The following is a 23,847-nucleotide window of genomic DNA, read 5'->3' as shown; positions in this document are numbered from 1 at the left end:
TTATTTATAGGAAGCAGAGACTTTGTCTCTGCCTCCTTTCATTTGTCTAAACGGAGTCCTTATGAAATCAACTTCTGACAAACATAAAGATAGCTCTTCTGATTACGTCAGAAAGGAGGTGGATTTTTTATTAGAAATGGCTTCACCCGATTTTTCATCTCCTCCAGATTCTTTCGAAGACTCTAGAATCTTAATTGTATTGGAAAATAAAAATAAAATCGAAAAGTGCAGATCTCAATTTAAGAATGTTCTTGGAAGTGGGGTATCGTTACATGTAATTCATAATCTACAATTTTCGGACAACCTGTACACAGATCATTTTGATTTGATTATTTTTCAAAACAATGGTAAATCGAAGTATTTTTATTCTGATGCAGAGGTGATTGTTCCCAATGGTGCATCGGAAAGTTTTAAAAATTGGTTTTTCAAATCCCCCAATGCAGAAAAAATTCATCGTATCCTTCAGAAGCTTAATCCTAACCTCTAAATGAAATATGATGATATGTAGAATCACGAGTATGTGAATATTTCACTTGTATTCAAGACAATACTTATCACTGGTCTTTTACGTCATGGCGAACAAGTGACCACAGCTGATTGAAATGAACTTCATACAATATTACAGATCGCTACTGCTAAGGTAGCAGATACTCGTTTGTCACCATATAGATTTTGTTTAATTCCAAGATTTGATGTTTTTAATTGTTTCAGACTTACAGGATAAAATTTTAAAGATATCTTTTGAATCTATAGCTCTATAATATTTTTCAATAGAAATCAAGTTTTACCCCATTTCCATATTCTTAAAATCAATGTAGATTAAAAAGGTCTTATTACTATATGTGTAATAAAAAAGCTTAATAAATAAAAATAATGTAAAGTTTTAACTATTTTATTGAATAAATTTTAATGAATAGAATGTTTTATTAACTTTGAAACATCAAACAAAGACAAAAGGTCAAAAAATTGATAAACAACTTGTAGGATGTTGAAATTGGCAGACAAGCCCTCCTGTCTCGAGGGTGGAGAACCTAGGATAAAGCGAATATCGAGCTCGTATTTTTGCCTAACTACTCCGTGGAGGTTCGAATCCTTCTCCTACAGCCAAATTTTAGAAGTGTAAGACTTCTAAGAATTAAAATTTGAAAGTATTATACTGTAGGATGTTGAAACTGGCAGACATGCCCTCCTGTCTCGGGGGTGGGGTCCCGGCATAAAGCAAATATCGAGCTCGTGTTTTGCCTAACCGTCCCGTGGAGGTTCGAATCCTTCTCCTACAGCTGGTTATTTTGGGTTTATTGTTAATTGACTAAAGCTGTGAGACTTTGTTTCGCGGCTTTTTTATTTTAGATATCTATTATCATCAGTAGTCAGACAAATTTTTTATTTCAATGTCTCTTGATGCACTGATAACTGATAACGATTGTCCGTTTTAATTTAAGTGCCAAATCTTCTTCCATGTTCAATTGCGGATAATCATTTTTATCACTTCCCAAAGCCTACAGGCTCCAAATTATTCATGTTTCTTAAAATCCAAGCTTGCCTTCCGTAAATATACCCCGTTGGTTTGGCTGGAGACCACCTCCTTGGATTTGGTAGTGTGGCGGCGATTAATGCTGCTTCATTACGTGTAAGTTTGGAAGCAGATTTTTTGAAAAAGACATCTGCGGCAGCTTCTGCCCCATAAATTCCATCTCCCATCTCTATGACATTGAGATAGACCTCCATGATACGTTCCTTGCTCCAGATAAATTCTATCAAAACTGTAAAATAAGCTTCAAGTCCTTTTCTTACTAAGGTTCTTCCAGGCCATAAAAATACATTTTTAGCAGTCTGTTGTGATATTGTACTCGCGCCTTTGATACGTTTTCCCTTTTTATTTCCTTCCCAAGCCTTTTTCATCGCTTCAATATCAAAACCATTGTGCGTAGGAAATTTTTGATCTTCAGCAGCGACTACTGCTTGTGGGAGATGCTTTGAAATATTGTCAATAGATTCCCAGTTCTTGTATAGGCGAACTTCTTTTTTATCATCGAAACTTTGTTCCCAAACACGAATGAGCATCAATGGAGTAATTGGCACTGGGACAAATTTATAGACTACAGTTAATCCTATGGTGATAATGAAAAACCACATCACCAACTTAGCGAATAACAGAAGGATCTTTTTGAATATTTTCATAATTGAAGTTTTTAAGCGAAAGCTGTCGCCTGTATAAATCTGTAATAGAATATAGAATCTCTCCTTTCACTTAACTCATCCATTGCCTCTTGCATGGCTTTGATTTGAGCGGATGTGATCAAACCTTCTTCCAATAAAAGCGGTGCACCACTACTCATTAAGTTTTTCCAGTATGTAAAGACAGTTTTTTTATCTTCTGAATTTCTACTATCTAGGTGAAAACCTCCCGATCGAAGCGAGATATCCGAATATCCAGTTTCCTCTAAAAGATCTCCCAACCTCGCTCCCACATCTGGATCACCTCCAATGTTCACTTGATAGTCATTGTAAACTTTCCAGTAATCCATAATAGCAGGGACTAGTGGATAGGTGTAGAATGTGGCATTGAATACTTCCGTGATGACGACTTTCGCTTGAGGCTCAAGAAAGGTCTTCATGCTTTGTAAGACACGAATCGGATCTGAAATATGCTCCAAAACCCAACAGATAAATGCCGCGTCATATTTCTTTGAAAGGGATAATTCTCTTGCATCCTGATTGACAAATTCTATCTGTGGTGCTTCATAGCCAAGGTTTTTCATGTTTTCCTTTGCTTTTGCTATTTGTCTAATCTCGTACTCTACACCTGTGATTTGTAGGTTTGGGAATTTTCGAAGCAATATTTCTGTCTGAGCGCCTACCCCACTACCTATTTCTAAAAGTTTTTTGTTTTTAGAAAAATCTATGAAATCATAAATCGGCTTTTCGATCACAAGAGCTTGGTTTCTAAGTCTATCTTGTTCGGTTTCTAGGTAGCCGTGGATGTATTTTGATGGAGTGTTTTGGCTCATATTATTGACTATTCAACAGCAAATTAAGCTGAAATTTACTGGATTTTTAATACCTTTAATTTTTTTAAAACAGATAAATCTATGAGTCAGCTAAGAATTGGAAGTTTTGAAGACTTCGAAAAATATATTGGATTAGAATTAGGGGTTTCCGATTATCATAAAATTACACAGGAACAGATCAATCAATTTGCTACTGCTACATTGGATCATCAATGGATTCATACAGATCCTGAGCGCGCAAAGGCCGAGGGAGCATTTGGTGATACCATTGCGCATGGTTACTTGACGCTTTCGATTGTTCCATATCTTTGGGGTCAGGTTGTAGATGTTCAAAATCTAAAGATGATGGTGAACTATGGTATCGAAAGCCTTCGATTTGCACAGCCGGTACTAGTCAATAACGAGGTGCGACTCAATGCAAACCTTAAAAGTGTGGTTAATCTTCGTGGTACCATCAAGGCTGAAGTTAATGTGAAATTAGAAATTAAGGATCAAAAGAAGCCAGCTTTTTCAGGTGTTTTGGTTTTCTTATACCATTTTCAATAGGAGTTAAATAATATCTTAAGAGACCTAGCAGGTTTTCAAAACCTGCTAGGTCTCCCTTTTTTTAATCTATCATCTCGGTCATAATCTTCGCAGAAAGCAGACAAAGTGGGATTCCTCCTCCTGGATGAACGCTTCCTCCACAGAAATAAAGATTTTCGATCTCCGAGGAATAGTTTGCATGCCTCAAAAAAGCCGCGTATCTGTTATTGGAGCTATTGCCATAAAGCGCTCCATTGGCACTTGATGTCTTACTTTCTATCGTCCTCGGTTCAAGTATTTCTTCCACTTCAATCAATGGCTCAATATCTGTCTTCAATATTCTATTGATCTTTGCAATAATATTTTTCCTTGCTTCCTGGATCAGTGTGTCCCAATCTTGATCTTGGTTATTTGGCACATTGATCATGGTAAACCAATTCATACAACCTTTAGGTGCATCATCCTCTTTATAAACTGAGGTGATGTTGATATAGACCGTTGGGTCGTGATAAATACTGCTCTTATTGAATATATGCTCAAACTCCTCTTTGTAATTATTACTGAAAAGGATATTGTGAAGATCTAGTTCGGAAAATTCCTTTTTGATTCCCCAATAGAAAATAAGTGCAGAACTTGATTTCGCCTGATCTAGAAGTTTTTGAGGCTGTTTTTGTTTTTTGAGAATGGTCTTATATGCATTGACCATATCCATATTGTTGACAATAAGGTTAGCCAGCACTTCCTGCTGATTGACTTTAACACCAAGTGCTTGCTTCTTTTCCACAAGGATTTCTTCAACCTTAGCATTAAAATGAAACTTCACTCCTAGATCTAAAGCAAGCTTATAAAGACTTTGGGTGATGTCATGCATTCCTTTTTTTGGAAAAAAGGCACCTATATTAAATTCAAGATGAGGGATGATATTTAGGGTAGCTGGGGTTTCGTAAGGATTAGAACCGTTGTAGGTCGCGTAACGGTTGAAGAGTTGCACCGTTTTTTCCTGTCGGAACTGCTTTTGATTAGCACCATTCATGGTATCAAAAATCCCTAATTTTCCCATTTTCAAATAAGACCGGAGTGCTTGAGGATTGACCCAGGTGTTCCACTGATGAAGTGATCTATGCATAAAAAGAGGGGCAAGATGTTCGTAGATGTAAGCCGAACTTCTGAGGGCTTTTCTGATATTTTCAGAGGGTTCGCCTAGTTTGGTTTCTACTTCTTCCGCAAATGCATTGACATCTCCATATGCTTTGAGTGATTTGCCATCTTCCCAAAAATAGTGGCAGGCGACATCCAATTTGATATAGTCGAAATGCTCAGAAGGAATTTTCCCTGCGAGGAGAAATAACTCTTCGACTTGCTCAGGAAGAGTAAAAAGTGAGGGTCCAGCATCGAATCGATAACCCTTGCGAGTGATTTCAGAAAGTTTGCCTCCCGGATAAGGGTTAGATTCAAATACTTCTACTTGGTAGCCCTTTACGGCGAGTCGAATAGCAGCGGCGATTCCAGCGATTCCAGCTCCGATGATGATTGATTTTTGATTCATTGTAGTATAAACTCACTTGTAAAGTTATGGTTTAGATGAAGAAAAAGGGTAAATTTAGTTTATCAAAGATATTATTTAATAGCATATTTTACGATAAAAAATTTTGCGAAACATGCACAAAACAGAATTATAATTTTTAAATGCAAAAAGTAAGATTTGAAAGATTTGACGAGTAGCTTTAATTTTTCTGATTTATCCAAATATTGTTTGGTAAGTAATTAATTATCAGTGATGTGTCTGATTTATAGGGATCCCTCCTTTAGCTTTTTTAGGTTTAATTCCTTTTGAGGTTGTCGATTTTTTTTACAATAATCTGTATGATAATGATGTGATTCTAAAAAATCAATTTTCATAAGACGCCATTCTTCTTCAGTTAATAAAGGGATAAAGTACTTCATTTCTTTGAATAGCAATTTACTTCCTAGTTCAAAAAGATCAGTCCCCAAGTACTCTAAATCAGCATCTGCAACGATCATTTCCAAATGATTTTTTGGTTGTTGTGGTGTTTTAGTTGCTCTGATCATTCCACAGATTATCTCAACTTCATCTTCGTCTAAATCGAAAGCAGGTAAATCTCTTTTGGCTTCCTGACAACTGATTTCTTCATGTCCGTCTCTTTGTATTAAAAAACCTAAATCATGAAATAATACAGCGATTTTGAGAAGTGTAAGTGATTTTTCTTCTATGTTTTCTGATTTTGCAATGTATTCTACGCTATTTAAGACATGCTTAGTGTGGTGTACATTGTGGTATCTAAGGTAAAGAGGCGTATTTTTTTCTAGTTTGTCTAACTTTTCTTTAAAGAGTACTTCAAGGTTTTTCATGTGCTTATTTTGGATTTTTATTCTAAGACTTGGTAAGTCAAGAAGGGCTCTTTTTTATTTTTGAGATTTAACTCGCCAACTTTTTCACAGTGAAATGATTCCTTGACTAATTCATAGCTCTTTGATGAAATTAAGATTTGATTTTGCGCTGCTGCTGCTTGCAACCTAGCTGCTACATTGACTGTGTCTCCTATGACGGTAAAGTCAAAACGCTTTAAGGTAGAGGAACCGATATTTCCAGATACCATTTCCCCTGAGTTTAGCCCAATAGAAACCTTAGGTTTGAATCCTGAATCTGTAGACTCTTCATGAATCTTTCCGAGCGTTCTTTTGATCGAGAGACAAGCATCTAATGCTCTATCGATATGATATTCTCCTGTAAATACAGCCATAATAGCATCACCAATAAACTTGTCTACTACCCCACTTTCTTTAATGATTTCCTGAACCATGATATCAAAATAGCGATTCAGCAATTCTACGACTTGATCTGCACTTTCGTTTTCACTGATAGAAGTAAAGCTACAAATGTCTATAAAAACCACCGTGCCTTCTATGATTTCATTAAGGAGCATGGCTTGTTCTATTTCCTTTCCTCCCATGAAATTGAGCACCGTCTCATCCACATACATTTTGAGAATGTTATTTTCTTTGACAGCTTTTAGAGTATCCCTAAGCATAAGGACGTGATTCATCGTGCGGTCTATGGTAATCTCGAGATCTGCAAAGTTTACTGGTTTGGTGACAAAATCGAATGCTCCTCGATTCATCGCAATCCGAATATTGTCCATATCTCCGTATGCGGATACAATCACTGACTTCAAAAGTGTGTTTTGTTCACTTAGTTTTGAGAGCAGCGTCAAGCCGTCCATTTCAGGCATATTGATGTCACTCAAGACAATGTCTATGTCTTTATGGATTTGCAATTGCTCCAAAGCATGTCTTCCATTCATGGCGAATACAAATTCATATTCGTTCTGACGGATTTTTTGTCTAAACTTCTGTTTGATTAAAATTTCTAAATCCTCTTCATCATCGACTACTAAAATTTTTGCCATTCTTTTTTAATCTTACTATTGGTTGGATAATCTTTTTATTTCTGCTTTTAAAATATCAAAATCTATGGGCTTCGTGAAAAATTCCTTCGCTCCTGATTTGATAGCTTTGTCATAGTTTTCTGTATCTCCGTATGCTGAAATCATACTGACATTGATTTCTGGAAACTTGATTTTGATCTTATCCAAAAGCTCTAATCCTGTCATGCCAGGCATATTGATATCTGAAAAGACATAGACGAACTGCGGGGGATGATCGCTACCCAAAATTTCTAAGGCTTCATTTCCTGAAAAGGCAAATGCTAATTCGATTTCATTTGCACGAACTTCCTTTCGGAATTTTTGCCTGAAGAGCATTTCAACGTCTCTTTCATCATCAACAATTAGTATTTTCATATCTTCTTATTTTTTGTTTTTGGGTATGGTGATTACGAACTCCGTAAAAACTCCTTCGTCAGAATTGATAACTATCGTACCTCCATGATCTTTTATAATATCATTTGTAATACTTAGTCCTAACCCTGTTCCTTCTTTGCCTTTTTTGGTTGTGAAAAAAGGCTCTAGAATTTTATCTTTGATTTCTGAAGAAACACCCATGCCGTTGTCTTTTATGATAATGACTATTTGATTGCCATCACATATCGTTTGGACTGTAAGTAGGGCATGAAAATCATTCTGCTCAGATTCTGGGAGTGAATAAATTTTTTCTCTAAGTGTATCAAAAGCATTGTTACACAAATTTAAAATTACCCGGCTAAATTCTTCAGGGTTTAGCCTTACCTGACCCACTTCAAGATCTAGAGCTAAATCAATTTTCACATTTATGGCTTTTTTATTAGCCCTCATGCCGTGAAAAGCCAAGTTTACGTACTCTTTGATCATCTCGTTGAGATCAATTTTTTCTTTTTCACCTGTACCTCCACGACTGTGCATCAGCATAGATTTCACTATGCCGTCCGCTCGACTTCCATGATGATGGACCTTTTTTAAATTTTCATTGACATCATTCAAGATGTCGATGATGTTATTTTTGGCGGGGCTATCTTCTATTGTTTTCAGTTCTTCATTGATCTCTTCAATCAATTCCATGCTCAATTCAGAAAAGTTATTCACAAAATTCAATGGGTTTTTGATTTCATGGGCGATTCCAGCAGAAAGTTGACCTAGGGATGCAAGTTTTTCTAGCGCTATCAATTTCATCTGAGTCGCAGCCAAAGTATGCTTTACCTCTTCAAGGGCATCCTTGCATTTTTTGTTTTCTAGTTCAAACTTCTCTCGTTCATCACTCATAGAGCATTATATTTTTGGAGATAATTTATTCTTTGAAAAATTCACTGACTTAAAACATTATTTAAAGATTGAAAAAACAATTACTAGCCTTTCCAAAACCTATTTTCATCATCTAGCTCATCAAGATAAGATTTTATCTGATCATGTCCTTTTTTTATGACTTTTTTCCATTTGCTATCATCGAGCATACTTACAGCTCTTAGATTAATATCGAAATAGAGTGAGACTTTCGATTTCGTAATTTCTTCTTTTTGGATACTTTTGAAGGTCATTGAATTTAGCAGTACAGATGTCACTACTGGATCATCAAACTTTTTGGTTTTGCTGAAAGTCCCTTTTATCTGTTTCCATATGGATGGGATATCTTTATTATTCACATCTTGAGGTTCTGTGCCTGAAAGGGAAATGGCAATGATATGCTTGACAGGAAACTGATACATGGGGTCGACAGGGAGACCATCTGATGTGCCGGCATCTATATGAAGTTGGTCGCCGATTACCACAGGAGGAAAAATCCCTGGAAGTGAAAAACTCGCTTGGACATGTTGCCAGACCGGTCCATGACGATGGATTTTCACTTCTGAGTTGGAAACTGTGGCCGATACGCAATAGGAGTTGATCCAAAGGTCTTCGAGGTTTGTTTTTCCAAAAATAGATTTCATAAAAGCACTAATATTTTTCTCAGATGTTGAAGAAAAGACGGATAAAAAATAGTCGTTGACAGAAAGCTCTTTCTCACTCGCATTTTCACAAATCTCATCGATTTTTCCAAAGTCAAAATCCGCATAGGCCATACTGATTCCATAAAGTGCACCTGCACTTGACCCACCTACAAAATCGATCTCTACACCAGATTCCAATAATGCCTTTACTGCGCCGACATGGGCATACCCTTTTACTCCTGTTCCACCCAGTATCAATCCAACTGCCTGATTGGTGATGATTCGGCAGAGTCTATTCAAATCTTTTTGATTACCCTTTCTTGCATGAATATGAAGATGAAATGCTCTATCCTGAAACCACATTGAGGTTCCGGTTGGAGTTTTATGTTCATTCTGATGGAGTAATAGCAGATATGTTTTTTTGTTTAAAATATGTTTTTCATAGAGATGATGCTCTTTTTCTATTTCGTAGAGGTTTGGATCTGCGTAAAAATTTGAAGCAACGACAACAAGGTCGGCATAAGCCAAACAATGTTTTGTCCATTCGGGATTAGTCTGATCAGCTATCAGAATATTGATGCCAGCATGATTTTCAATTGCCTCAAAAGCTTCGCCAAAGGATTTTTCTCCATCCAAAGGCATATAAAAGGGATTGACAGACCCAAACGACTTTGAAAGATTTTCTTGGATGGCATTCACCCAATAGCTGAGATCCAAATCACCTTGCAGTGGGATAATAGTGATATTTTTAGGCGCGGCTTCTACATGTTGCTGAAGGATATTTCTCCGAAGTCTTTTGATTATAAAATTCGTAAGCGCTGATGCAAAGTCAGGATACTTTTGGACTATGTCTTTATATTGTTCTTGACCGATTTGAAGGACACTAGAGTTTCTGATTGCCACTACACTTGCCATTCTTGGCTCTTTGGTAAAAAGCGCTATTTCTCCTACAGGTTCCCCTTCTGCAATATCTCCTAAGATGACAGTGCCTCCTTTTTCTTGACTAGTTGCGCGAAGTCTACCGCTGATTACTATAAAAAGTTCGTTCTTGCTATCACCCTGTTTGAAGAGATATTCGCCTGCTTTAAGTTTTATCTTTTTACCTTTTTGATAAATTTCTTGAAGGCTCGCAGGATCCATCTCTTCAAAGAGTTTTTGAAGCAATTGATGTGGATAATTTTCCGGGTTTGAAATATCGGCCATATTGTGGGAATAGTTGTTTATTAAACTATTTCTTAAAATTATAGAATTAGCCTACCAATATTTTGTTGATAGGTTGCAATCTTTTGTTCTAGTGTTTCAGGATCCGTTTTTATAATTATTACCTTACCCTCAAACAGATGTTTTTATTTTTTTAAAAGTGCAATTTCTTCAATTGGTACCCCTCTCCTATATCAGGTAATTTATCGGTTTAATCTAATGGAAGAGTAATGATAAATTGTGTCCCATGATTGGGTTCACTTTTGACAGCAATCTCCCCGCCATGTACCTTGATGATATCATAACTTAGGCTCAAACCCAGACCTTTACCTAACCCTGTTGGTTTGGTCGTGAAAAAAGGTTGAAATATTTTATCTTTGATTTGATCAGGAATACCATTTCCGTTATCTGAAATAATGATTTCTATAATACTACCTAGATTTTTGGTACTGACTTGAACTTTCGGTATGTAACTTTCCGAAACTTTTCTTTTGTCATTACAGGCATAAAATGCATTGTTAAAAATATTCAGAAATACTCTCCCAATATCTGAAAATGCTACGTTGACAAGGGGGATTGATTGATCAAAATCTGTAGAAAAATCTGCTGAGAATGATTTGTCTTTTGCTCTAATTCCATGAAAAGAAAGTCTGAGGTATTCATCTGCCAAGAGATTGATATCAGTCGGTATTTTTTCTCCAGAATTGCTTCTGCTGTGTTCGAGCATTCCTTTTACAATAGAGTCTGCACGCTTGCCATGATGGGTGATTTTTTCTAGATTCTTACTGATATCTTCCAGGATTTCATCTTGGAGTTCTTCATTTTCATCTTTTGTATCGATTTTTGTTTCTCGCTTCTTAACTCTCAATTCTCGGATTTCTTCAAGCAATTCTATGCTTACTTCTGAGAAGTTATTGACAAAATTGAGTGGGTTTTGAATTTCGTGAGCGATGCCAGCAGTCAATTCTCCTAAAGAAGCCATTTTTTCGGCATGGATGAGCTGTGATTGGGCGGCTTTGAGCTCTTCTAGCGTTTTTTCTAATTCTGTTTTTTGTCTGATTAGTTCATTGGTGCGATCTGCTACTTCTAATTCTAGGGAAGCTTTTACGGATTCGATGATCTCCATTTCCCGTTCTCTTTCTATCGCTTTGAGTCTTTCTATTTCGAGGGCTTTTCTTTGTTTTCTGGTGATGAAATACATGACTACAGCCCATATAAAGGCAAATAGTAAAGCTACTTCAAATACTTTTTCCCATTCCTTGTAAAATCTAGGATTGATTATCTCAATCAAGTCTTCGATCACTCCTAAGATTATTATTGGAGCTACTGCATTGAGTAATGTTTTGGTGCGTTCAAATTCTGGGATTTTATAGACTAGATATCCCAAATAAGCGATAAGAGCTACTGACAAAATCTTGATAATTGTCGCTATAATATAAGCTTCCGAAAACTCAAATGAACCACCAGCAATCCATAAGGTTGATGCCACTACAAAACCTACATTTATCCATTTTTTTAAAGGAGATGTAGGATTAAACTTGATAATATTGGATCTCAGGTAGTAAAGGATGAGTAGAGAAAAGAAATTTACAAAATACATAATCTATCCTTTTGCGGTTAAAAACATCGTTTCTAAAAATTGATCTGTTGTGTTGATGGGTAAGTTCTCCATAGTTGTATCTCAAAAGACGAAAATCACAAAACTAAATATAATGATTTGATAGTGATTTTTTGAAAAAGTGACTGAGAATTATATTATCAGATTAAAAAATTGTACTTGATTCAAATAGGTTATACCTCTTTTTTGGTACTTTAGGTGTGGATATAAATAAAAAAACCGGCCTAAGTTTGAATTTAGGCCGGTAGATAAAAATTTCGGATTCTTAGTTTTTATGCTTAAATAAATAGAACACACCCAATTGGAAGCCTCTGTTTTTATAATCATTTGAGGCATTTTCGCTGATATTACTCAATCCAAGGTTGTATCTGGCATCTATTCCAAATCCAGAAGGTGGATGAACATAACTAGCGCCTAAGCCAAGACCTAGGTCAATGCTTTTGAAATCGTCTTTGACATCAACCTTTGTATCACCTGCGACAGCTTTAGCACTTGCCAATACACCAAGTTGAGGACCAGCTTGAATTCTGAAGCCATTGTCAAACATGTATTGTAGCAGAACTGGAACATTGATATAACCTAAATTCAGGCTATTGTCAGAACTTGCAAATTTTGCACCTTGCATGGAGTAGTAAATTTCTGGCTGTAAGCCAAATTTATCTGTCAAATGCACGTGACCAAGGAGTCCGATATGTGCACCTAATTTTTGATCAAAATTGCTTCCCGTAACGTTGTAGACGTTTAGTCCACCTTTTACACCAATATTTACATGTTGTGCTTGAAGTGTACTTGTCATCATGATTGCACAAAGCAATCCAATTAAATGAAATTTCATATTATACTTTTATTTATAGTGTTTGTTGAATTGTAGGCTGGTCTAGTAAAAGTGGTTTTTTAAAAGCTCTTAAAATATCTGGATACAATCTAATGTGGGTAGAGCATTAATGGTGCCCCGTTTGAAAATCTCAATTAATAAAGCGATTTATAAATTATGCTTGTTGTAAACACAAAAAAAGCTGAACCTTTCAGCTCAGCTTTTTTATAGGTTTAAGGTATATCCGATATCCTGAAAGCACTTTTGATATAAAGTGCAGGTAGCGGGTATCGAATTAATTATTTTCGTTTTTAATTTCTACTTCTACATTCTTTGTTTTGACAGAGCCACCGTTGGTACCAATTTTTATTTGAGTATCAGCTTCTTTTTCTTTTTGAACTTCTGTTCTAATTTCAGTTTTGGTGACTTTTTCGGTCTTGTCAGTACATCCGAAAGACATTGTCAAAGCGAGAATCCCTACTACTGCTAATATTTTCATTGTGTGTTCTTTTGTTGTGAACTAGCAACTAGTCAAAAGCTATACCAAAGAAATTTTATTTTGAAAGAAGCGTTATAAATGATAGAAATATCTGTCTTAGTTAAATTTTAAAGTCTGAAACAAATTATCATATTCAAATTTGGCCAAGGCTAGGTGTTTATCATCTTTTGGATCTCTTGTTTGATTGTGCTGAAGTCTAAAGGTTTTGTAAAAAACCCTTTAGCTCCGATTTTGATTGCACGATCATAATTTTCTATGTCTCCATAGGCTGATATCATGCTTACATGAATTTTTGGAAACTCTGATTTCACTTTTTGCAACAATTCTAATCCAGACATTCCGGGCATGTTGATGTCTGAAAATATGTATAATACTTCCGGAGGAATTCTTGATTTTAGTATTTCAAGTGCTTCTTGTCCAGAAAATGCAAAATCAAATTCAATCAAACCATTTCTTATCTCTTTTCTGAGTTGTTGTCGAAAAAGCATTTCAACATCTCTTTCATCATCTACTACTAAAAATTTCATTTTTATTAATTGTTTTATAATTACCACCTTAAGTTTAATTAGATATACTGGTTTTTTGGATAGATTAAATTTATAAAAATACGCCATGATAAATGATAGAATTGGGACGAATGCTACAGTAATCTGTCCGAGTGAAAACATAAAGTTTTCGAAATACTGAAATCTATCAATTCAAAAATTACTCAATCCAAAGTTTTTACGCTTGCATCAAAGGGTGTTTTTGGGTTAATTGAGGAATACCAGAAAAAAAGCAATGTTATACAGGAGAAAACAAGATAATGCGACCAAATAAGGCTTATAATCCTTTCCATTACGCTTATCCATCCATATAAGTGCTATGAGTATGAGATTCATAATTCCATAGGTAATTGGCATAGCGATCAAGTCATTTTGAAAGATTGTATAAGTCCATCTTCCAATTGTTGGGTCTATAAGAACAATAGCTGATGCGATGAAATAGCGCATATGTTTAGCAGCTGTTTTTCGGTGCTTGATTGCTAATGCATAAAAAATAATCAACAAGGTCATGGTGCCGATAGGAAAAACTAAAACATTATATTTTTCACTTTGAATGAGATTATTTATCATGGGTAAAAAACTCATTATCCAAAGGGGAAAAATAATATAGGTAACCTTACCCAAACGTTTATGCCACCGATAGTGCTTGTTGACTATTAAAAATGGTTGTAATATCAAAATTACTATCCACAAGGCGGAAAAAAAGAAATGCAGGTGCACCAGAATATCAATTTTCTGAAACTGTGTAGGAAAGAAACTGAAGTAACTAGGGTAAAATCCAATGCCTACCAAAGGAATGATTATTAAGAAAAATAACCCTGTTTTTGTGTAACTATTTTCTATTATAAAAGCCTTCGTTCGATTGTCCATAAAGTATGAATGATTTTTCATTTACCATTGCTTTTTGATTTCCAAATCGGCAAATGGTCTAAGTCATTTTATTAAAAAGACGTTATTTCTGACTATATTCTAATTTATGGAGTCAAGTTAAATACCCAGCCTTCTCTATTTTTATTACTTAGGACGAAATGGCTGATATTCTTCCCGAATAGAATATTTTTCTTTGCGAAAGACGAGTTTAGAGAATTTAAACAGCCGTATTTAAAGCTATTCTTCTGCTTTCTTTTAGATTTTGAATACCTAAATATTTTTTAAATATCTATTCTCGAAAAATAATTTTATGTTTGACACATGCTATATGTCCACCAATTTCTTCTGAAAATCAGCAGTTTAATAAACATATATTTTTGCATAGCGACCTTTACGTTTTTTTATTTGGCCACTTCAAATTCCTATGGACAGAACCCACATATTGACAGCAGCTTATTTAAGGAGGGTTTACTTGAATTAAAATTTAATGATAGCTGGCGATATCATCCGGGAGATGATTTGGAGTGGTCTAGCCCTGATTTTGATGACTCCAACTGGTACAAAGTAAACCCAATTGACCTAAAAGCTTATCAAATGCCTGACAGCTTATGGTCTGGATTTGGCTGGTGGAGGATTTCGTTTACTGCGGACAAAAATACCGTTGAAGCGATCGAGAGGCTCTATTTTTATTCATGGGGAGCAGCGGAGATTTATTTGGATGGGGAGCTTGTGGAAACTTATGGGAGTTTTTCCACCGATGAGCAATTCGAAAAAACCTATACCCCCGATTATGCACCAGACAGACCTTTGAAAATTACCCCACAGGATGTCCATACCTTGGCGGTCAGGTTTTCAAACCATCAGGCAAAAAATAACTTTAAAATATTTAGGTACTTTTCTGAGAATCTTGGCTTTGATGTTGGGTTCTCTTCAGCAGTCCGAGCAAAATATTCAGACTTCCGATATCCCAATAGCTTTGCCACACTATCCGTAATCGTAGTGGTGCTTTCTATTCTGTTGCTGTTGCATGTTCTGTTATTTTTCAAGTTCAGGAGAGAGGAGCCTTACCTGGTGATTACGCTTATCACCTTTTTCTTTCTATGTGCAGCCCTTTGTGCTCATATACTGCTGTTTGCGGAACTTACTGGTTTTTCAAACCCAATATTCAGTGGCATTTTAAATTCCACGGCTTTTGCTTTGGGTTATGGTCTTTTACCTTATTCTCTCAGCTCTCTATTTAGAACACAAAAATATTATTGGACCAAGCATCTTGTTTGGTTGGCTCTATTAAGGACTGCCAATTATTTCTTCCCTGTTTTCAATTTCATTCTTTTTGATGCTATTATCATACTTGCCGTCATTATTTTGATGGTCATCATCATGCGGATTGCCATTAAAGAGAAATACAAAGGGGCGCTTTATGTAACATTTGGGGCTATAGGTACTTCTGTTTTCTTATTGGTCAATAGGATGGTCAATGCTGACCTCATCACGCTGAGTACATTCTTTTATTATGTAGACTTGATCTTGTTGTATATCAGTTATCCATTGGGCATTTACATTTATATCACCAATCAGTATGGCAGGCTTTTTCTTGCTATGGAGCAAGAGGTCGAAGAGCGAACATATCAACTTCAGGCCATGATCAACGATTTGACGAAAACTCAAAAGCAGCTTTCATCAAAAAACGATGAAAATGTCCTCTTACTCAAGGAAATTCATCATCGAGTGAAAAACAACCTCGAAGTAGTCTCAGGATTGTTGGCTTTGCAGTCTGCAAAAATTGAGGACCCTAATATGCAGGAAGTGATGTTGGCGAGCCAAAATAGGGTACAGTCAATGGGGATATTACATCAAAAACTGTATCAAAGCGAGCATTTGGCATTTATTGAGATGAAAAATTACTTTGATAATCTTTGCATCAATATTTTGGATTCCTATAATGAGAGCGAAAGGATAAGCATAGATATCAACATGAATGAAATAGATCTTGATGTTGACACAGCCATCCCATTAGGACTTATCGTCAACGAACTGCTTACCAATTCACTGAAATATGCTTTTCCATCGGGTGAAAAAGGAAACATCGAATTAAGTTTGGTAAAATTGGATGAAGACAATTTTCAATTAAAAATCAAAGATGACGGAATTGGGAAACCTTCAGATGCAAAAGCTAAGGGAACTGGTTTTGGTACTCAATTGGTCGATTTGCTTACTCGTCAAATTGATGGCAAATTGACTCAGGATGTGAGTAGCGGGACCATGATTATGATTAGTTTTAAAAACAAATAGCTCATATTGCTAGAGCATAATCATATGGCTTTTTAGCAATTCAAAAGCTATCATTTTTTATGGTTTGGAGCTGTGGGATTTTAATTGTGGATAAAGGATGTCTTTAGAAAAACAGGTGATATTTTTTAATTCTTTGATAATTTCCAAGGAATGGGTGGTTGATAATTTTATAATCTTATTGAGAAATCATGTAACAGAAGGGTTAAGTAGAAGAGTTAGATTTGAATATCATAATTTATAACTTTTAAATCACAATAACATGAGCCAACAAAAAGATCAAAACCGCAATGCCCAAAATGACGACAAGTCAAATCAGAAGACCAACCAAGAAAGAGGCAGTAATGATCTGAATCAAACAGATCGAAACAAAAGAGATTCTGATAGAGAAAACGATCACGACGGTGACAAGAAGCAAAAGCATGATGTTGCTTCTAAGGATCAGAAGTCTTCCCAAGAAAGAAAAGATGACGATCAAAAAGCAGGAAAAAGCCAATCTGATCGTGAAAACCCGAATACCAATGCTGAAAATGAAAGTCAGAAGCAGAAATCGGGACGTTAAAATTCACCACAAATCTAATTGAACTCTCAAAAAGATGAGATCTTTAATCTGATTATAAACCCTTCTACGAGAGTAGGAGGGTTATTTTTTTTGAGAAATGCTATTAAAAAAAGGACTTCGTACTAAATACCAAAAAGTTTGTTTTTTCTCTTCTTCAAATTCCGCCAAGCCAAATTTGATCTGATCGACGGCTTTGTGCTTGTAGGTGCCGAATATTCTATCCCATAAGATGAAGATGTCTGCAAAATTGGAATCTGTATAATATTGATCCTGATCATGGTGAATCTTGTGCAAGTTGGGTGTGGTAATGATTAACCCAAATGAGCTATCAATCCAATTCGGAAATCGAAGATTGGAATGACCAAGAATCTGAAATAAGGTGAGAACCAGGAAGTACAAGCCTAAAATAGATAGATCAAAACCAAAAATAGCTGAGGCTAAAATAGTGGCACTACCAAACCATAAATACACTTCGAAGGGATGTGCTCTGAAATACGTTGTTGAGTCCATACTCGTATCACTATGATGCACGCGGTGAAATCGCCAAATGATAGGTACGAGATGAGAAATACGGTGAAACCAATATGCGGATAAATCTAAAATAGCAATTCCCAATACTGCCTTGATCCAAAAAGGGAGTTCAAGAATAAAAAACAAGCCGATTTCATATTGATTCAACCATTCGATGGCATTTACAAAGAGGATTGCCCAAAAAATATTTAGCAAGATAAACACAATCTGAAATAGGAAGCCTTGCCATAAATGCCTCCCTCTATTTTTGTAAGAGAACTGAGTTTTCAACAGCTGTTCTAGACTGAAGAAAATTGCTATCAAGCCAATTACAATGTAATTAAGATCAATAGAGAGAAGAAAGTCGAGGGTTTTTGTCATGTAGCAGGATCAATTATTTTTTATTCCATTGAATGATTATTTCAGTAATAAAGAGTGGAATCACCCAAGATATCCAAATGGCTGTTGGACCAGTTTCTTGAAAAGAGCCCAATTCATTGTAGAAAGGTTGACTAGTAAGCCATCGGAATAGCACAAAAGCAAATGTTACAACATAGCTTCTGATCATCCATTCTTTATGAAGTTGAATGCGGCGTAAGAGAATAAATCTAAATGCCATAGCGGTTGTGGAAAACCAAGCAGCAGCAAGCCCCAACAGAGCAAGGCTCCAAGTCCAATGAATGGCTAGTCCTGTGGTAAGCGAAAGTGCAATCGAACTGATTACTGCAATCAAGATCCCCAGAATATAGCCAACTCCCATCCATCGATGAATGTAGAGATACTTATTCCTGAATGCACTCCAAAACTGAAAGGGACCTAAAGTTAAAGCAATTAATCCGCCTGTAATATGGCCGATTAGTGGCCATTTCATCATCCAAAACCTTCCGAAAACCACTTCTTCAAACCCGAAGTAGGGAAGTGCGTCGTTTAGGATAAATTTTCCTGCAAAGAATGTTAAGAAAACAACAGCTAGCCAACTAAGTAAGACCTTAGAGCGGCTGGGCGCTATAGAAGAGTAATTTGACATGGCTTTTAATTTTATTTGCTTGACCTAGAATTTATGCATTTCCAATTCGATTTCAATCAAAAACTCAGGCATTACTAAGCCCTTTACCTCTATCCAAGATCCAGTTGGAAACTGCCGAGTATAGACGGAATTCCTGAATTCGGCATGTTCTAAAAATGCTGGCATATCGGTTGTATAAATATTCTCTACGAGGACATTTTCAAAGGAGCAGCCATAGTGCTTCAGCACCTTTTCCAAATCGGAATAGCAGTTTTTCATTTGTTGAAGGAAGTCACCCACAGCAGTAGGATTACCTTCAGCGTCCATACTGACTGCACCAGAGACTTTGATGCTGTTACCAATTTTGACAGCGTGGGAATATCCATAAGCTTTTTCAAGTTTTGGTCGAAGGGAGAAGTATTCTGGTTTTTCTGATTTCATAGGAATAATTTAATTTTCTTGACTATCGATATTAGAATCAAGCCCTCTGAAAAACCCATTGAGTCTTTCAGAGGGCTTGATTACAAAAAAGACTTTAATCTTGCTTTGAGTCGCTGTTGAAGATATCTCTTACGCAGACATACTTTCCATCGCGTTTTTCCCAAATAGCCATATACTTACCGGTTGAAATTACTTTTCCCGAAGCATCCGTTTGAGTGGATTTACCCACTTCTGTGACCGTATTTTCATCGCCAAAGACATCCAAAGTCTCATATTTAACTGTAACTCCTTCAGGTCGGGATGACATACTTGTCTCAAGTTGCTTTTGAATGGCAGCTTTGCCCACAGCCATAGGAGAGTCGCTTCCCATACTCACAGCATCCTCACTATAGAAAGCTAGCAAAGCTGTGACATCACTTGCATTATCAGCGGCCGCCCATTCATTTTCCAATTGCTGGATTTCAGACTTTATTTTCACCATATCTGCCTTTTCAGCTACTGGCGCTACGGCCACTTCTGAGGTGGTTGTTTCTGTTGGAGCTTGATTACAAGCCACATTACAAATAGAAAGAGCGATAAATAATGTCGCTAAGTGAAGAGAATTTTTTGTTTTCATTTTTTTGGTGTTTAGTGCTTACCCTGATTGCTTCTTTAAGTATGGATTAAATTTCTGCTGTGTTACCATAAATCGATGGATTACCAACCCAGTGAACGTTATCCAGTTTTTTAATGGAAACCTCTGTCAGGCAAATTGTTATGTTTAAGAAATCTAGTCTTTAGAACTGAAAATGGTAAATGTTTGAAGATGAAGCGCTAGATATTTTGTCCCAGTGCAAGGATTAATTTCCCCAATGAAAAAAAAATTGGGCTTCGGCTGAAAATTTTCACCTTTAGCTTCTGCCCATTTTAATCAACTAGACTAAAAACTCAACATTTTCCGTAATCAGCAAGTGTTTATTTATTAAGCCGACTTATTTCTTTATCTAATTTGTAGATATAATTCCATGACAGGTCAAGAGATGATCGAAATGCTGCTTGGAGTTCATCTTTTTTAGCTTTTCCAGCTTGTTTTTCAACTGTTTGCCATACTCCTTCCAGCATAATATCCATGGCTGCAAAGTCTTTGTAAGGCATGACATGATGGTAGCTTGGGCTTCCAGGATCAGCAGTTTGCCACTGATACCAATAGCCATTAGGTTCTAAATTAGCTTGTTTACGAATCGCTTCTACTTCTTTGACTACCTCCATCATCTTGTGACCGTTAGCATTGTTAAGAGAGTAAAAGGACACCCTTATGACATCTTCTGTGAGTAGTGCATTTTTGCTAATCCCAGGTTGCAGCCGTGTAATATGATTGGTAGCCTTTTCAATATGCGGATTGATCAAAGTTCTTCCAAGATCTTGGCAGGATGCTCCTGATTCATCAGATTTATCCATTTCTGCCCAGTTTGCCATTTCGGAGGCAAGGACAAAAACAGTACCTTCACCTTGTTGCCTTTGCCACAAGCGCCAGGTCCAATCCCCGTTGTTTTCGGAGTAGCAAGCCATCCAAGCCTTGATTCCTTCACGGAATTGCATTTCATGGCCAGGTTTGATAACCAATTCTGTCACTGATAGTAGTGGACCAAGATTTTCATTTTGAGCTTTCGCATTTTGTGGCATTAACAAAACGAGTGATAGCGTGAAAATCGCGAGATATTTCATGTTGTTTTTCATAGAAGTTTGGTTTTATAATTAGGATTGAATATCTAAACCTTTAACAAATCCTGCTACTCTTTGAGGATGAATGACCCTTAAAAGTGTCCCAGCCTTTGGTATTCTTTATCTAAAAAAATTTTTAAAAGACAAATTATTGATAATCAACAACTTTTTATGTTATATTAAAAGCATGAATAGGCTTTTAATACCATTCTTTTTCGTTATTCACCTCAATGCTTTTGCTCAACTTGTCAATGGGGGAGGTAGTATTCAATATCTCAGAATCTTTGAGGAGACAGATGATTTTGGTAAGGAGTATCTTGATGTACTTGAGGGATCAATAGAAAATGTCAAAAATGATACATTGAGATTCAAAATCATCAATGATTTGGGATATCATTATCATACCCGAAACCTTCAAAAGGCGCTGGAAATTATCAATCAGGGTTTAAGAGAAGTTAGAGCTGCAGGTAACGAGCTTTGGGAAGGGAGAATGCAGGTGAGCGAAGGGGCCATATTACTTCGAATGGAAGAACTTGATCATGCCGAATTGGTCCTTACGAGCGCGCTACAAAAATTACCCGAAGTGGAGACTTGGCTACTGTTGACTAATATGGGGTATGTATTTGAGCGCAGAGGTGACCTCAGTATGGCTTTTGAATATGCTACAAGGACATTGCAGCTAGGGGAAAAATACAGGGATAAAAAGGCCATTGCTATGGCTTACTCAGATATTAGTAATCTCTTTTGGAAACAAGGAAAATATGAAAAAGGGGTAGAGTATGGTAAAAAGTCTATTGCGCTTTTTGAAGAAAGGGGAATCTATGACCTCGATTATGATTTTACCCTTCATGTACTGGGTAATAATCTTGTAGAGCTAGACCAATTTGAAATTGCCTTACCCTATTTCAAGAAGTCCGTAGAAATTGGAGAGAAGTATGGGTTTTATAATAATTTGAGTGATTCACACATTGCCCTTGCTGAGTTGTACATACAGATTGAGGACTTTCAAAATGCTGAAATATCCGGAAAAGAGGCCTTAAAGTATGCTGAACTGCTTCAGAATGAATTTATGGTTGTCAGATCACTTTATTCGCTAGGGAAACTAAAAAATCAAGAAGGTGATTACGAGTCAGCCATAATCTACCTAGAAAGAAGTATTAGGACAGCTACCGATCAGTTTGGAGATTTATACTATTTAGGATTGATTTACCGCGATTTGAGTAGTGCATTGGAAGGAGCAGGTCAAAGCCATGAAGCTTTGCAAGCATTCAAAAAGTTCAACGAATTCAATAAGCTCGTCTTTAATTCAGATGCGGATAATAGAATAGCGCAATTGCAAACAGAGATGGATTTCAACCAAAAGGAAAACACGATTTTGTTGCAGGTAGAAAAACTCAAACGTCAAGAAACCATTCAAATTTTCACTATGGTTTTGACTGGATTCATGGTGATTTTTTTATTTATTCTTTATCGAGTATTTCTCAAGAGAAAGAAATACAGCATGTTGTTAGAAAAGCAAAACAAGGAAAAGGAATTTTTATTGAAAGAAATTCACCATCGCGTGAAAAATAACCTAGAAACTATCTCAAGTCTTCTTGCTTTACAGACAGCACAAATCGAAAATCAAGAACTTCATGATATCATGTTAGAGAGTCAAAACAGAGTTCACAGCATGGGGATGATTCATCAAAATTTGTATCAAGGGGATAATCTTGCAGCGATAGAGATGAAGCATTATTTTGAGAATTTAGGCAAGTTTGTTATTGATTCTTTTGATGCTACCGATCAAATTTCTCTAAGTGTATCGATGGAGGCTTTGGAGTTGAATGTCGAAAGAGCGATTCCCATCGGTCTAATCGTGAATGAATTGATTACTAATTCACTAAAATATGCATTTCCAGAAAATAGAGAAGGGAAAATTACAATCAGCTTGTATCAAAACAATGCTCATTTGTATTTACATTACGCAGATGATGGAATTGGTATGGATACAAAATCAAAAATAAAAGGAACCGGATTTGGGACGCAATTAATCAAACTTTTGACTCAGCAACTTGATGGGAAGATGACATTAAGTACCCAATCCGGTACGGAAGTGTATTTTGAATTTCACTTTGAAAAAGCAGCATGACAGACAAGACGAAAATTCTTATTGTAGAGGATGATATGATTATTGCAGCGAATATTTCTTTGCAACTATCAAAGTTAGGATACGAAGTTACGGGTATAGAATCTCGAGGAGAGGATGCTGTCAATCATGCCTTAGAAAATCGCCCCGATATCATCTTGATGGATATACAGCTTAAGGGTAAATTGAATGGAATCGAGACGGCGAAGGAAATTCAGAATACAGTAGATATCCCTCTAATTTATTTAACTGCAAACTCAGATGAGGCATCATTTCAAAAGGCCAAAGAGACCCACCCCTATGCCTTCATTTCAAAGCCTTTCAACAAGCTTAATCTAGAAAGAACGATTGCTTTGGTTGTGGAAAAGATAGCTATCGAAAATAATGAGGTTAAAGAAGTTGATGATTTAACTGACATCTTGGACGATAGGATTTTCATTAGAAACAACGGTAAGTTGATCAAATTGATGTTGGACGAAATCCTCTATATAGAAGCCGAGAGGAATTATTGTAACATTATCACCTCTAATCAAAACTATCTTATTGTCAGTCCGCTGAATGCCTTTTGTGAAAAAATGGAAAGGAAAGATTTCTTGAGGGTTCACCGGTCTTTTGTTGTCAACATTAAAAAACTTGATGCCGTAGCTGATTCACACTTAGAAATCAATAGAAAAGTCATCCCAATCAGTAAGATGTACAAAGATGATCTTATGAAAAGCATCAGAAGAGTATAGTTGATTTGAGACTTCCT

General features: G+C 36.2%; 24 protein-coding genes and 1 tRNA gene. 7 read left to right on the top strand and 18 right to left on the bottom strand.

What is annotated here, in order from left to right:
- The first annotated feature begins 61 nt into the window (after positions 1 to 61).
- A complete protein-coding gene (locus IEV57_RS00665) occupies positions 62 to 487 on the top strand; it encodes a hypothetical protein (RefSeq protein ID WP_188438579.1) in 426 nt (141 codons plus the stop codon).
- A 492-nt stretch (positions 488 to 979) separates the two neighbouring features.
- Positions 980 to 1,107, top strand: a tRNA-Asp gene (locus IEV57_RS00660).
- A gap of 378 nt (positions 1,108 to 1,485) precedes the next feature.
- On the opposite strand, the gene mtgA is transcribed toward IEV57_RS00660, so the two are convergent.
- Together mtgA and IEV57_RS00650 are read right to left on the bottom strand one after the other, a co-directional pair.
- Entirely contained in the window at positions 1,486 to 2,181 is a 696-nt protein-coding gene (gene mtgA / locus IEV57_RS00655; RefSeq protein ID WP_188438576.1) for a monofunctional biosynthetic peptidoglycan transglycosylase, read from the bottom strand.
- 11 nt (positions 2,182 to 2,192) lie between these two features.
- Complete coding sequence (locus tag IEV57_RS00650) at positions 2,193 to 3,011, bottom strand: class I SAM-dependent methyltransferase (RefSeq protein WP_188438574.1); 819 nt, start codon at positions 3,009 to 3,011, stop codon at positions 2,193 to 2,195.
- Positions 3,012 to 3,092: 81 nt separating this feature from the next.
- On the opposite strand from IEV57_RS00650, the gene IEV57_RS00645 reads away from it, so the two are divergent.
- On the top strand, positions 3,093 to 3,557 hold the full coding sequence (locus IEV57_RS00645; protein WP_188438572.1) for a MaoC family dehydratase: 465 nt from the start codon (positions 3,093 to 3,095) through the stop codon (positions 3,555 to 3,557).
- A gap of 61 nt (positions 3,558 to 3,618) precedes the next feature.
- Here the strand turns inward: IEV57_RS00645 and crtD are convergent, their stop codons facing one another.
- From crtD to IEV57_RS00590, 11 genes are all read right to left on the bottom strand, one after another.
- A complete protein-coding gene (gene crtD, locus IEV57_RS00640; RefSeq protein WP_188438571.1) occupies positions 3,619 to 5,082 on the bottom strand; it encodes a 1-hydroxycarotenoid 3,4-desaturase CrtD in 1,464 nt (487 codons plus the stop codon).
- A 242-nt stretch (positions 5,083 to 5,324) separates the two neighbouring features.
- The gene (locus tag IEV57_RS00635) at positions 5,325 to 5,906 is read right to left on the bottom strand and encodes an HD domain-containing protein (protein ID WP_188438568.1); all 582 of its coding nucleotides are present in this window, start codon (positions 5,904 to 5,906) and stop codon (positions 5,325 to 5,327) included.
- Positions 5,907 to 5,923: 17 nt separating this feature from the next.
- Positions 5,924 to 6,964, bottom strand: coding sequence for an adenylate/guanylate cyclase domain-containing protein (locus IEV57_RS00630; RefSeq protein WP_188438566.1), 1,041 nt, complete (start codon positions 6,962 to 6,964; stop codon positions 5,924 to 5,926).
- Between the two features lie 15 nt (positions 6,965 to 6,979).
- Positions 6,980 to 7,357 (bottom strand): response regulator, encoded by a 378-nt coding sequence (locus IEV57_RS00625; protein ID WP_188438564.1) that lies wholly within the window; start codon positions 7,355 to 7,357, stop codon positions 6,980 to 6,982.
- 6 nt (positions 7,358 to 7,363) lie between these two features.
- Entirely contained in the window at positions 7,364 to 8,251 is an 888-nt protein-coding gene (locus IEV57_RS00620; protein WP_188438561.1) for a sensor histidine kinase, read from the bottom strand.
- Positions 8,252 to 8,334: 83 nt separating this feature from the next.
- Positions 8,335 to 10,116 (bottom strand): patatin-like phospholipase family protein, encoded by a 1,782-nt coding sequence (locus IEV57_RS00615; RefSeq protein WP_188438559.1) that lies wholly within the window; start codon positions 10,114 to 10,116, stop codon positions 8,335 to 8,337.
- 208 nt (positions 10,117 to 10,324) lie between these two features.
- Complete coding sequence (locus IEV57_RS00610) at positions 10,325 to 11,713, bottom strand: sensor histidine kinase (RefSeq protein WP_188438557.1); 1,389 nt, start codon at positions 11,711 to 11,713, stop codon at positions 10,325 to 10,327.
- A gap of 283 nt (positions 11,714 to 11,996) precedes the next feature.
- A complete protein-coding gene (locus IEV57_RS00605; protein ID WP_188438555.1) occupies positions 11,997 to 12,566 on the bottom strand; it encodes a porin family protein in 570 nt (189 codons plus the stop codon).
- A gap of 274 nt (positions 12,567 to 12,840) precedes the next feature.
- Positions 12,841 to 13,044, bottom strand: a complete 204-nt coding sequence (locus IEV57_RS00600; protein WP_188438553.1) for a hypothetical protein — start codon at positions 13,042 to 13,044, stop codon at positions 12,841 to 12,843.
- A 149-nt stretch (positions 13,045 to 13,193) separates the two neighbouring features.
- Entirely contained in the window at positions 13,194 to 13,571 is a 378-nt protein-coding gene (locus IEV57_RS00595) for a response regulator transcription factor (RefSeq protein WP_188438551.1), read from the bottom strand.
- Between the two features lie 225 nt (positions 13,572 to 13,796).
- Positions 13,797 to 14,480: a hypothetical protein gene (locus tag IEV57_RS00590; RefSeq protein WP_188438549.1), complete on the bottom strand. Its 684-nt coding sequence runs from the start codon at positions 14,478 to 14,480 to the stop codon at positions 13,797 to 13,799.
- 384 nt (positions 14,481 to 14,864) lie between these two features.
- On the opposite strand from IEV57_RS00590, the gene IEV57_RS00585 reads away from it, so the two are divergent.
- Together IEV57_RS00585 and IEV57_RS00580 are read left to right on the top strand one after the other, a co-directional pair.
- Positions 14,865 to 16,751, top strand: a complete 1,887-nt coding sequence (locus IEV57_RS00585) for a sensor histidine kinase (RefSeq protein ID WP_229744188.1) — start codon at positions 14,865 to 14,867, stop codon at positions 16,749 to 16,751.
- Between the two features lie 259 nt (positions 16,752 to 17,010).
- Positions 17,011 to 17,310, top strand: coding sequence for a hypothetical protein (locus tag IEV57_RS00580; RefSeq protein ID WP_188438547.1), 300 nt, complete (start codon positions 17,011 to 17,013; stop codon positions 17,308 to 17,310).
- A gap of 81 nt (positions 17,311 to 17,391) precedes the next feature.
- On the opposite strand, the gene IEV57_RS00575 is transcribed toward IEV57_RS00580, so the two are convergent.
- The 5 genes from IEV57_RS00575 to IEV57_RS00555 all read right to left on the bottom strand — a co-directional run bounded on the left by IEV57_RS00575 (position 17,392) and on the right by IEV57_RS00555 (position 20,983).
- Entirely contained in the window at positions 17,392 to 18,201 is an 810-nt protein-coding gene (locus IEV57_RS00575; RefSeq protein ID WP_188438544.1) for a sterol desaturase family protein, read from the bottom strand.
- A 13-nt stretch (positions 18,202 to 18,214) separates the two neighbouring features.
- Positions 18,215 to 18,847: a DUF2306 domain-containing protein gene (locus IEV57_RS00570; protein ID WP_188438542.1), complete on the bottom strand. Its 633-nt coding sequence runs from the start codon at positions 18,845 to 18,847 to the stop codon at positions 18,215 to 18,217.
- A 24-nt stretch (positions 18,848 to 18,871) separates the two neighbouring features.
- On the bottom strand, positions 18,872 to 19,267 hold the full coding sequence (locus tag IEV57_RS00565; RefSeq protein ID WP_188438540.1) for a RidA family protein: 396 nt from the start codon (positions 19,265 to 19,267) through the stop codon (positions 18,872 to 18,874).
- A gap of 94 nt (positions 19,268 to 19,361) precedes the next feature.
- A complete protein-coding gene (locus tag IEV57_RS00560) occupies positions 19,362 to 19,823 on the bottom strand; it encodes a YybH family protein (protein WP_229744187.1) in 462 nt (153 codons plus the stop codon).
- Positions 19,824 to 20,221: 398 nt separating this feature from the next.
- On the bottom strand, positions 20,222 to 20,983 hold the full coding sequence (locus IEV57_RS00555; protein ID WP_188438530.1) for a hypothetical protein: 762 nt from the start codon (positions 20,981 to 20,983) through the stop codon (positions 20,222 to 20,224).
- A gap of 172 nt (positions 20,984 to 21,155) precedes the next feature.
- Here IEV57_RS00555 and IEV57_RS00550 point away from each other — a divergent pair, with 172 nt between their 5' ends.
- Entirely contained in the window at positions 21,156 to 23,099 is a 1,944-nt protein-coding gene (locus IEV57_RS00550; protein ID WP_188438528.1) for a tetratricopeptide repeat protein, read from the top strand.
- Positions 23,096 to 23,830, top strand: coding sequence for a LytR/AlgR family response regulator transcription factor (locus tag IEV57_RS00545; protein ID WP_188438526.1), 735 nt, complete (start codon positions 23,096 to 23,098; stop codon positions 23,828 to 23,830). Before IEV57_RS00550 ends, IEV57_RS00545 begins: the two co-directional genes overlap by 4 nt.
- Positions 23,831 to 23,847 lie beyond the last annotated feature (17 nt).

Source organism: Belliella aquatica (assembly GCF_014637795.1).
Taxonomy (GTDB): Bacteria; Bacteroidota; Bacteroidia; order Cytophagales; family Cyclobacteriaceae; genus Belliella; species Belliella aquatica.
The sequence above is the reverse complement of the archived record's forward strand: the minus strand, read 5'-3'. Positions and strand labels throughout refer to the sequence as shown.

Bases quoted from the DNA above. Each gene is read 5' to 3' on its own strand.
- IEV57_RS00665 (WP_188438579.1), top strand. From the start codon at position 62: ATGAAATCAACTTCTGACAAACATAAAGATAGCTCTTCTGATTACGTC.
- mtgA (WP_188438576.1), bottom strand. From the start codon at position 2,181: ATGAAAATATTCAAAAAGATCCTTCTGTTATTCGCTAAGTTGGTGATG.
- IEV57_RS00650 (WP_188438574.1), bottom strand. From the start codon at position 3,011: ATGAGCCAAAACACTCCATCAAAATACATCCACGGCTACCTAGAAACC.
- IEV57_RS00645 (WP_188438572.1), top strand. From the start codon at position 3,093: ATGAGTCAGCTAAGAATTGGAAGTTTTGAAGACTTCGAAAAATATATT.
- crtD (WP_188438571.1), bottom strand. From the start codon at position 5,082: ATGAATCAAAAATCAATCATCATCGGAGCTGGAATCGCTGGAATCGCC.
- IEV57_RS00635 (WP_188438568.1), bottom strand. From the start codon at position 5,906: ATGAAAAACCTTGAAGTACTCTTTAAAGAAAAGTTAGACAAACTAGAA.
- IEV57_RS00630 (WP_188438566.1), bottom strand. From the start codon at position 6,964: ATGGCAAAAATTTTAGTAGTCGATGATGAAGAGGATTTAGAAATTTTA.
- IEV57_RS00625 (WP_188438564.1), bottom strand. From the start codon at position 7,357: ATGAAAATACTAATTGTTGATGATGAAAGAGACGTTGAAATGCTCTTC.
- IEV57_RS00620 (WP_188438561.1), bottom strand. From the start codon at position 8,251: ATGAGTGATGAACGAGAGAAGTTTGAACTAGAAAACAAAAAATGCAAG.
- IEV57_RS00615 (WP_188438559.1), bottom strand. From the start codon at position 10,116: ATGGCCGATATTTCAAACCCGGAAAATTATCCACATCAATTGCTTCAA.
- IEV57_RS00610 (WP_188438557.1), bottom strand. From the start codon at position 11,713: ATGTATTTTGTAAATTTCTTTTCTCTACTCATCCTTTACTACCTGAGA.
- IEV57_RS00605 (WP_188438555.1), bottom strand. From the start codon at position 12,566: ATGAAATTTCATTTAATTGGATTGCTTTGTGCAATCATGATGACAAGT.
- IEV57_RS00600 (WP_188438553.1), bottom strand. From the start codon at position 13,044: ATGAAAATATTAGCAGTAGTAGGGATTCTCGCTTTGACAATGTCTTTC.
- IEV57_RS00595 (WP_188438551.1), bottom strand. From the start codon at position 13,571: ATGAAATTTTTAGTAGTAGATGATGAAAGAGATGTTGAAATGCTTTTT.
- IEV57_RS00590 (WP_188438549.1), bottom strand. From the start codon at position 14,480: ATGAAAAATCATTCATACTTTATGGACAATCGAACGAAGGCTTTTATA.
- IEV57_RS00580 (WP_188438547.1), top strand. From the start codon at position 17,011: ATGAGCCAACAAAAAGATCAAAACCGCAATGCCCAAAATGACGACAAG.
- IEV57_RS00575 (WP_188438544.1), bottom strand. From the start codon at position 18,201: ATGACAAAAACCCTCGACTTTCTTCTCTCTATTGATCTTAATTACATT.
- IEV57_RS00570 (WP_188438542.1), bottom strand. From the start codon at position 18,847: ATGTCAAATTACTCTTCTATAGCGCCCAGCCGCTCTAAGGTCTTACTT.
- IEV57_RS00565 (WP_188438540.1), bottom strand. From the start codon at position 19,267: ATGAAATCAGAAAAACCAGAATACTTCTCCCTTCGACCAAAACTTGAA.
- IEV57_RS00555 (WP_188438530.1), bottom strand. From the start codon at position 20,983: ATGAAAAACAACATGAAATATCTCGCGATTTTCACGCTATCACTCGTT.
- IEV57_RS00550 (WP_188438528.1), top strand. From the start codon at position 21,156: ATGAATAGGCTTTTAATACCATTCTTTTTCGTTATTCACCTCAATGCT.
- IEV57_RS00545 (WP_188438526.1), top strand. From the start codon at position 23,096: ATGACAGACAAGACGAAAATTCTTATTGTAGAGGATGATATGATTATT.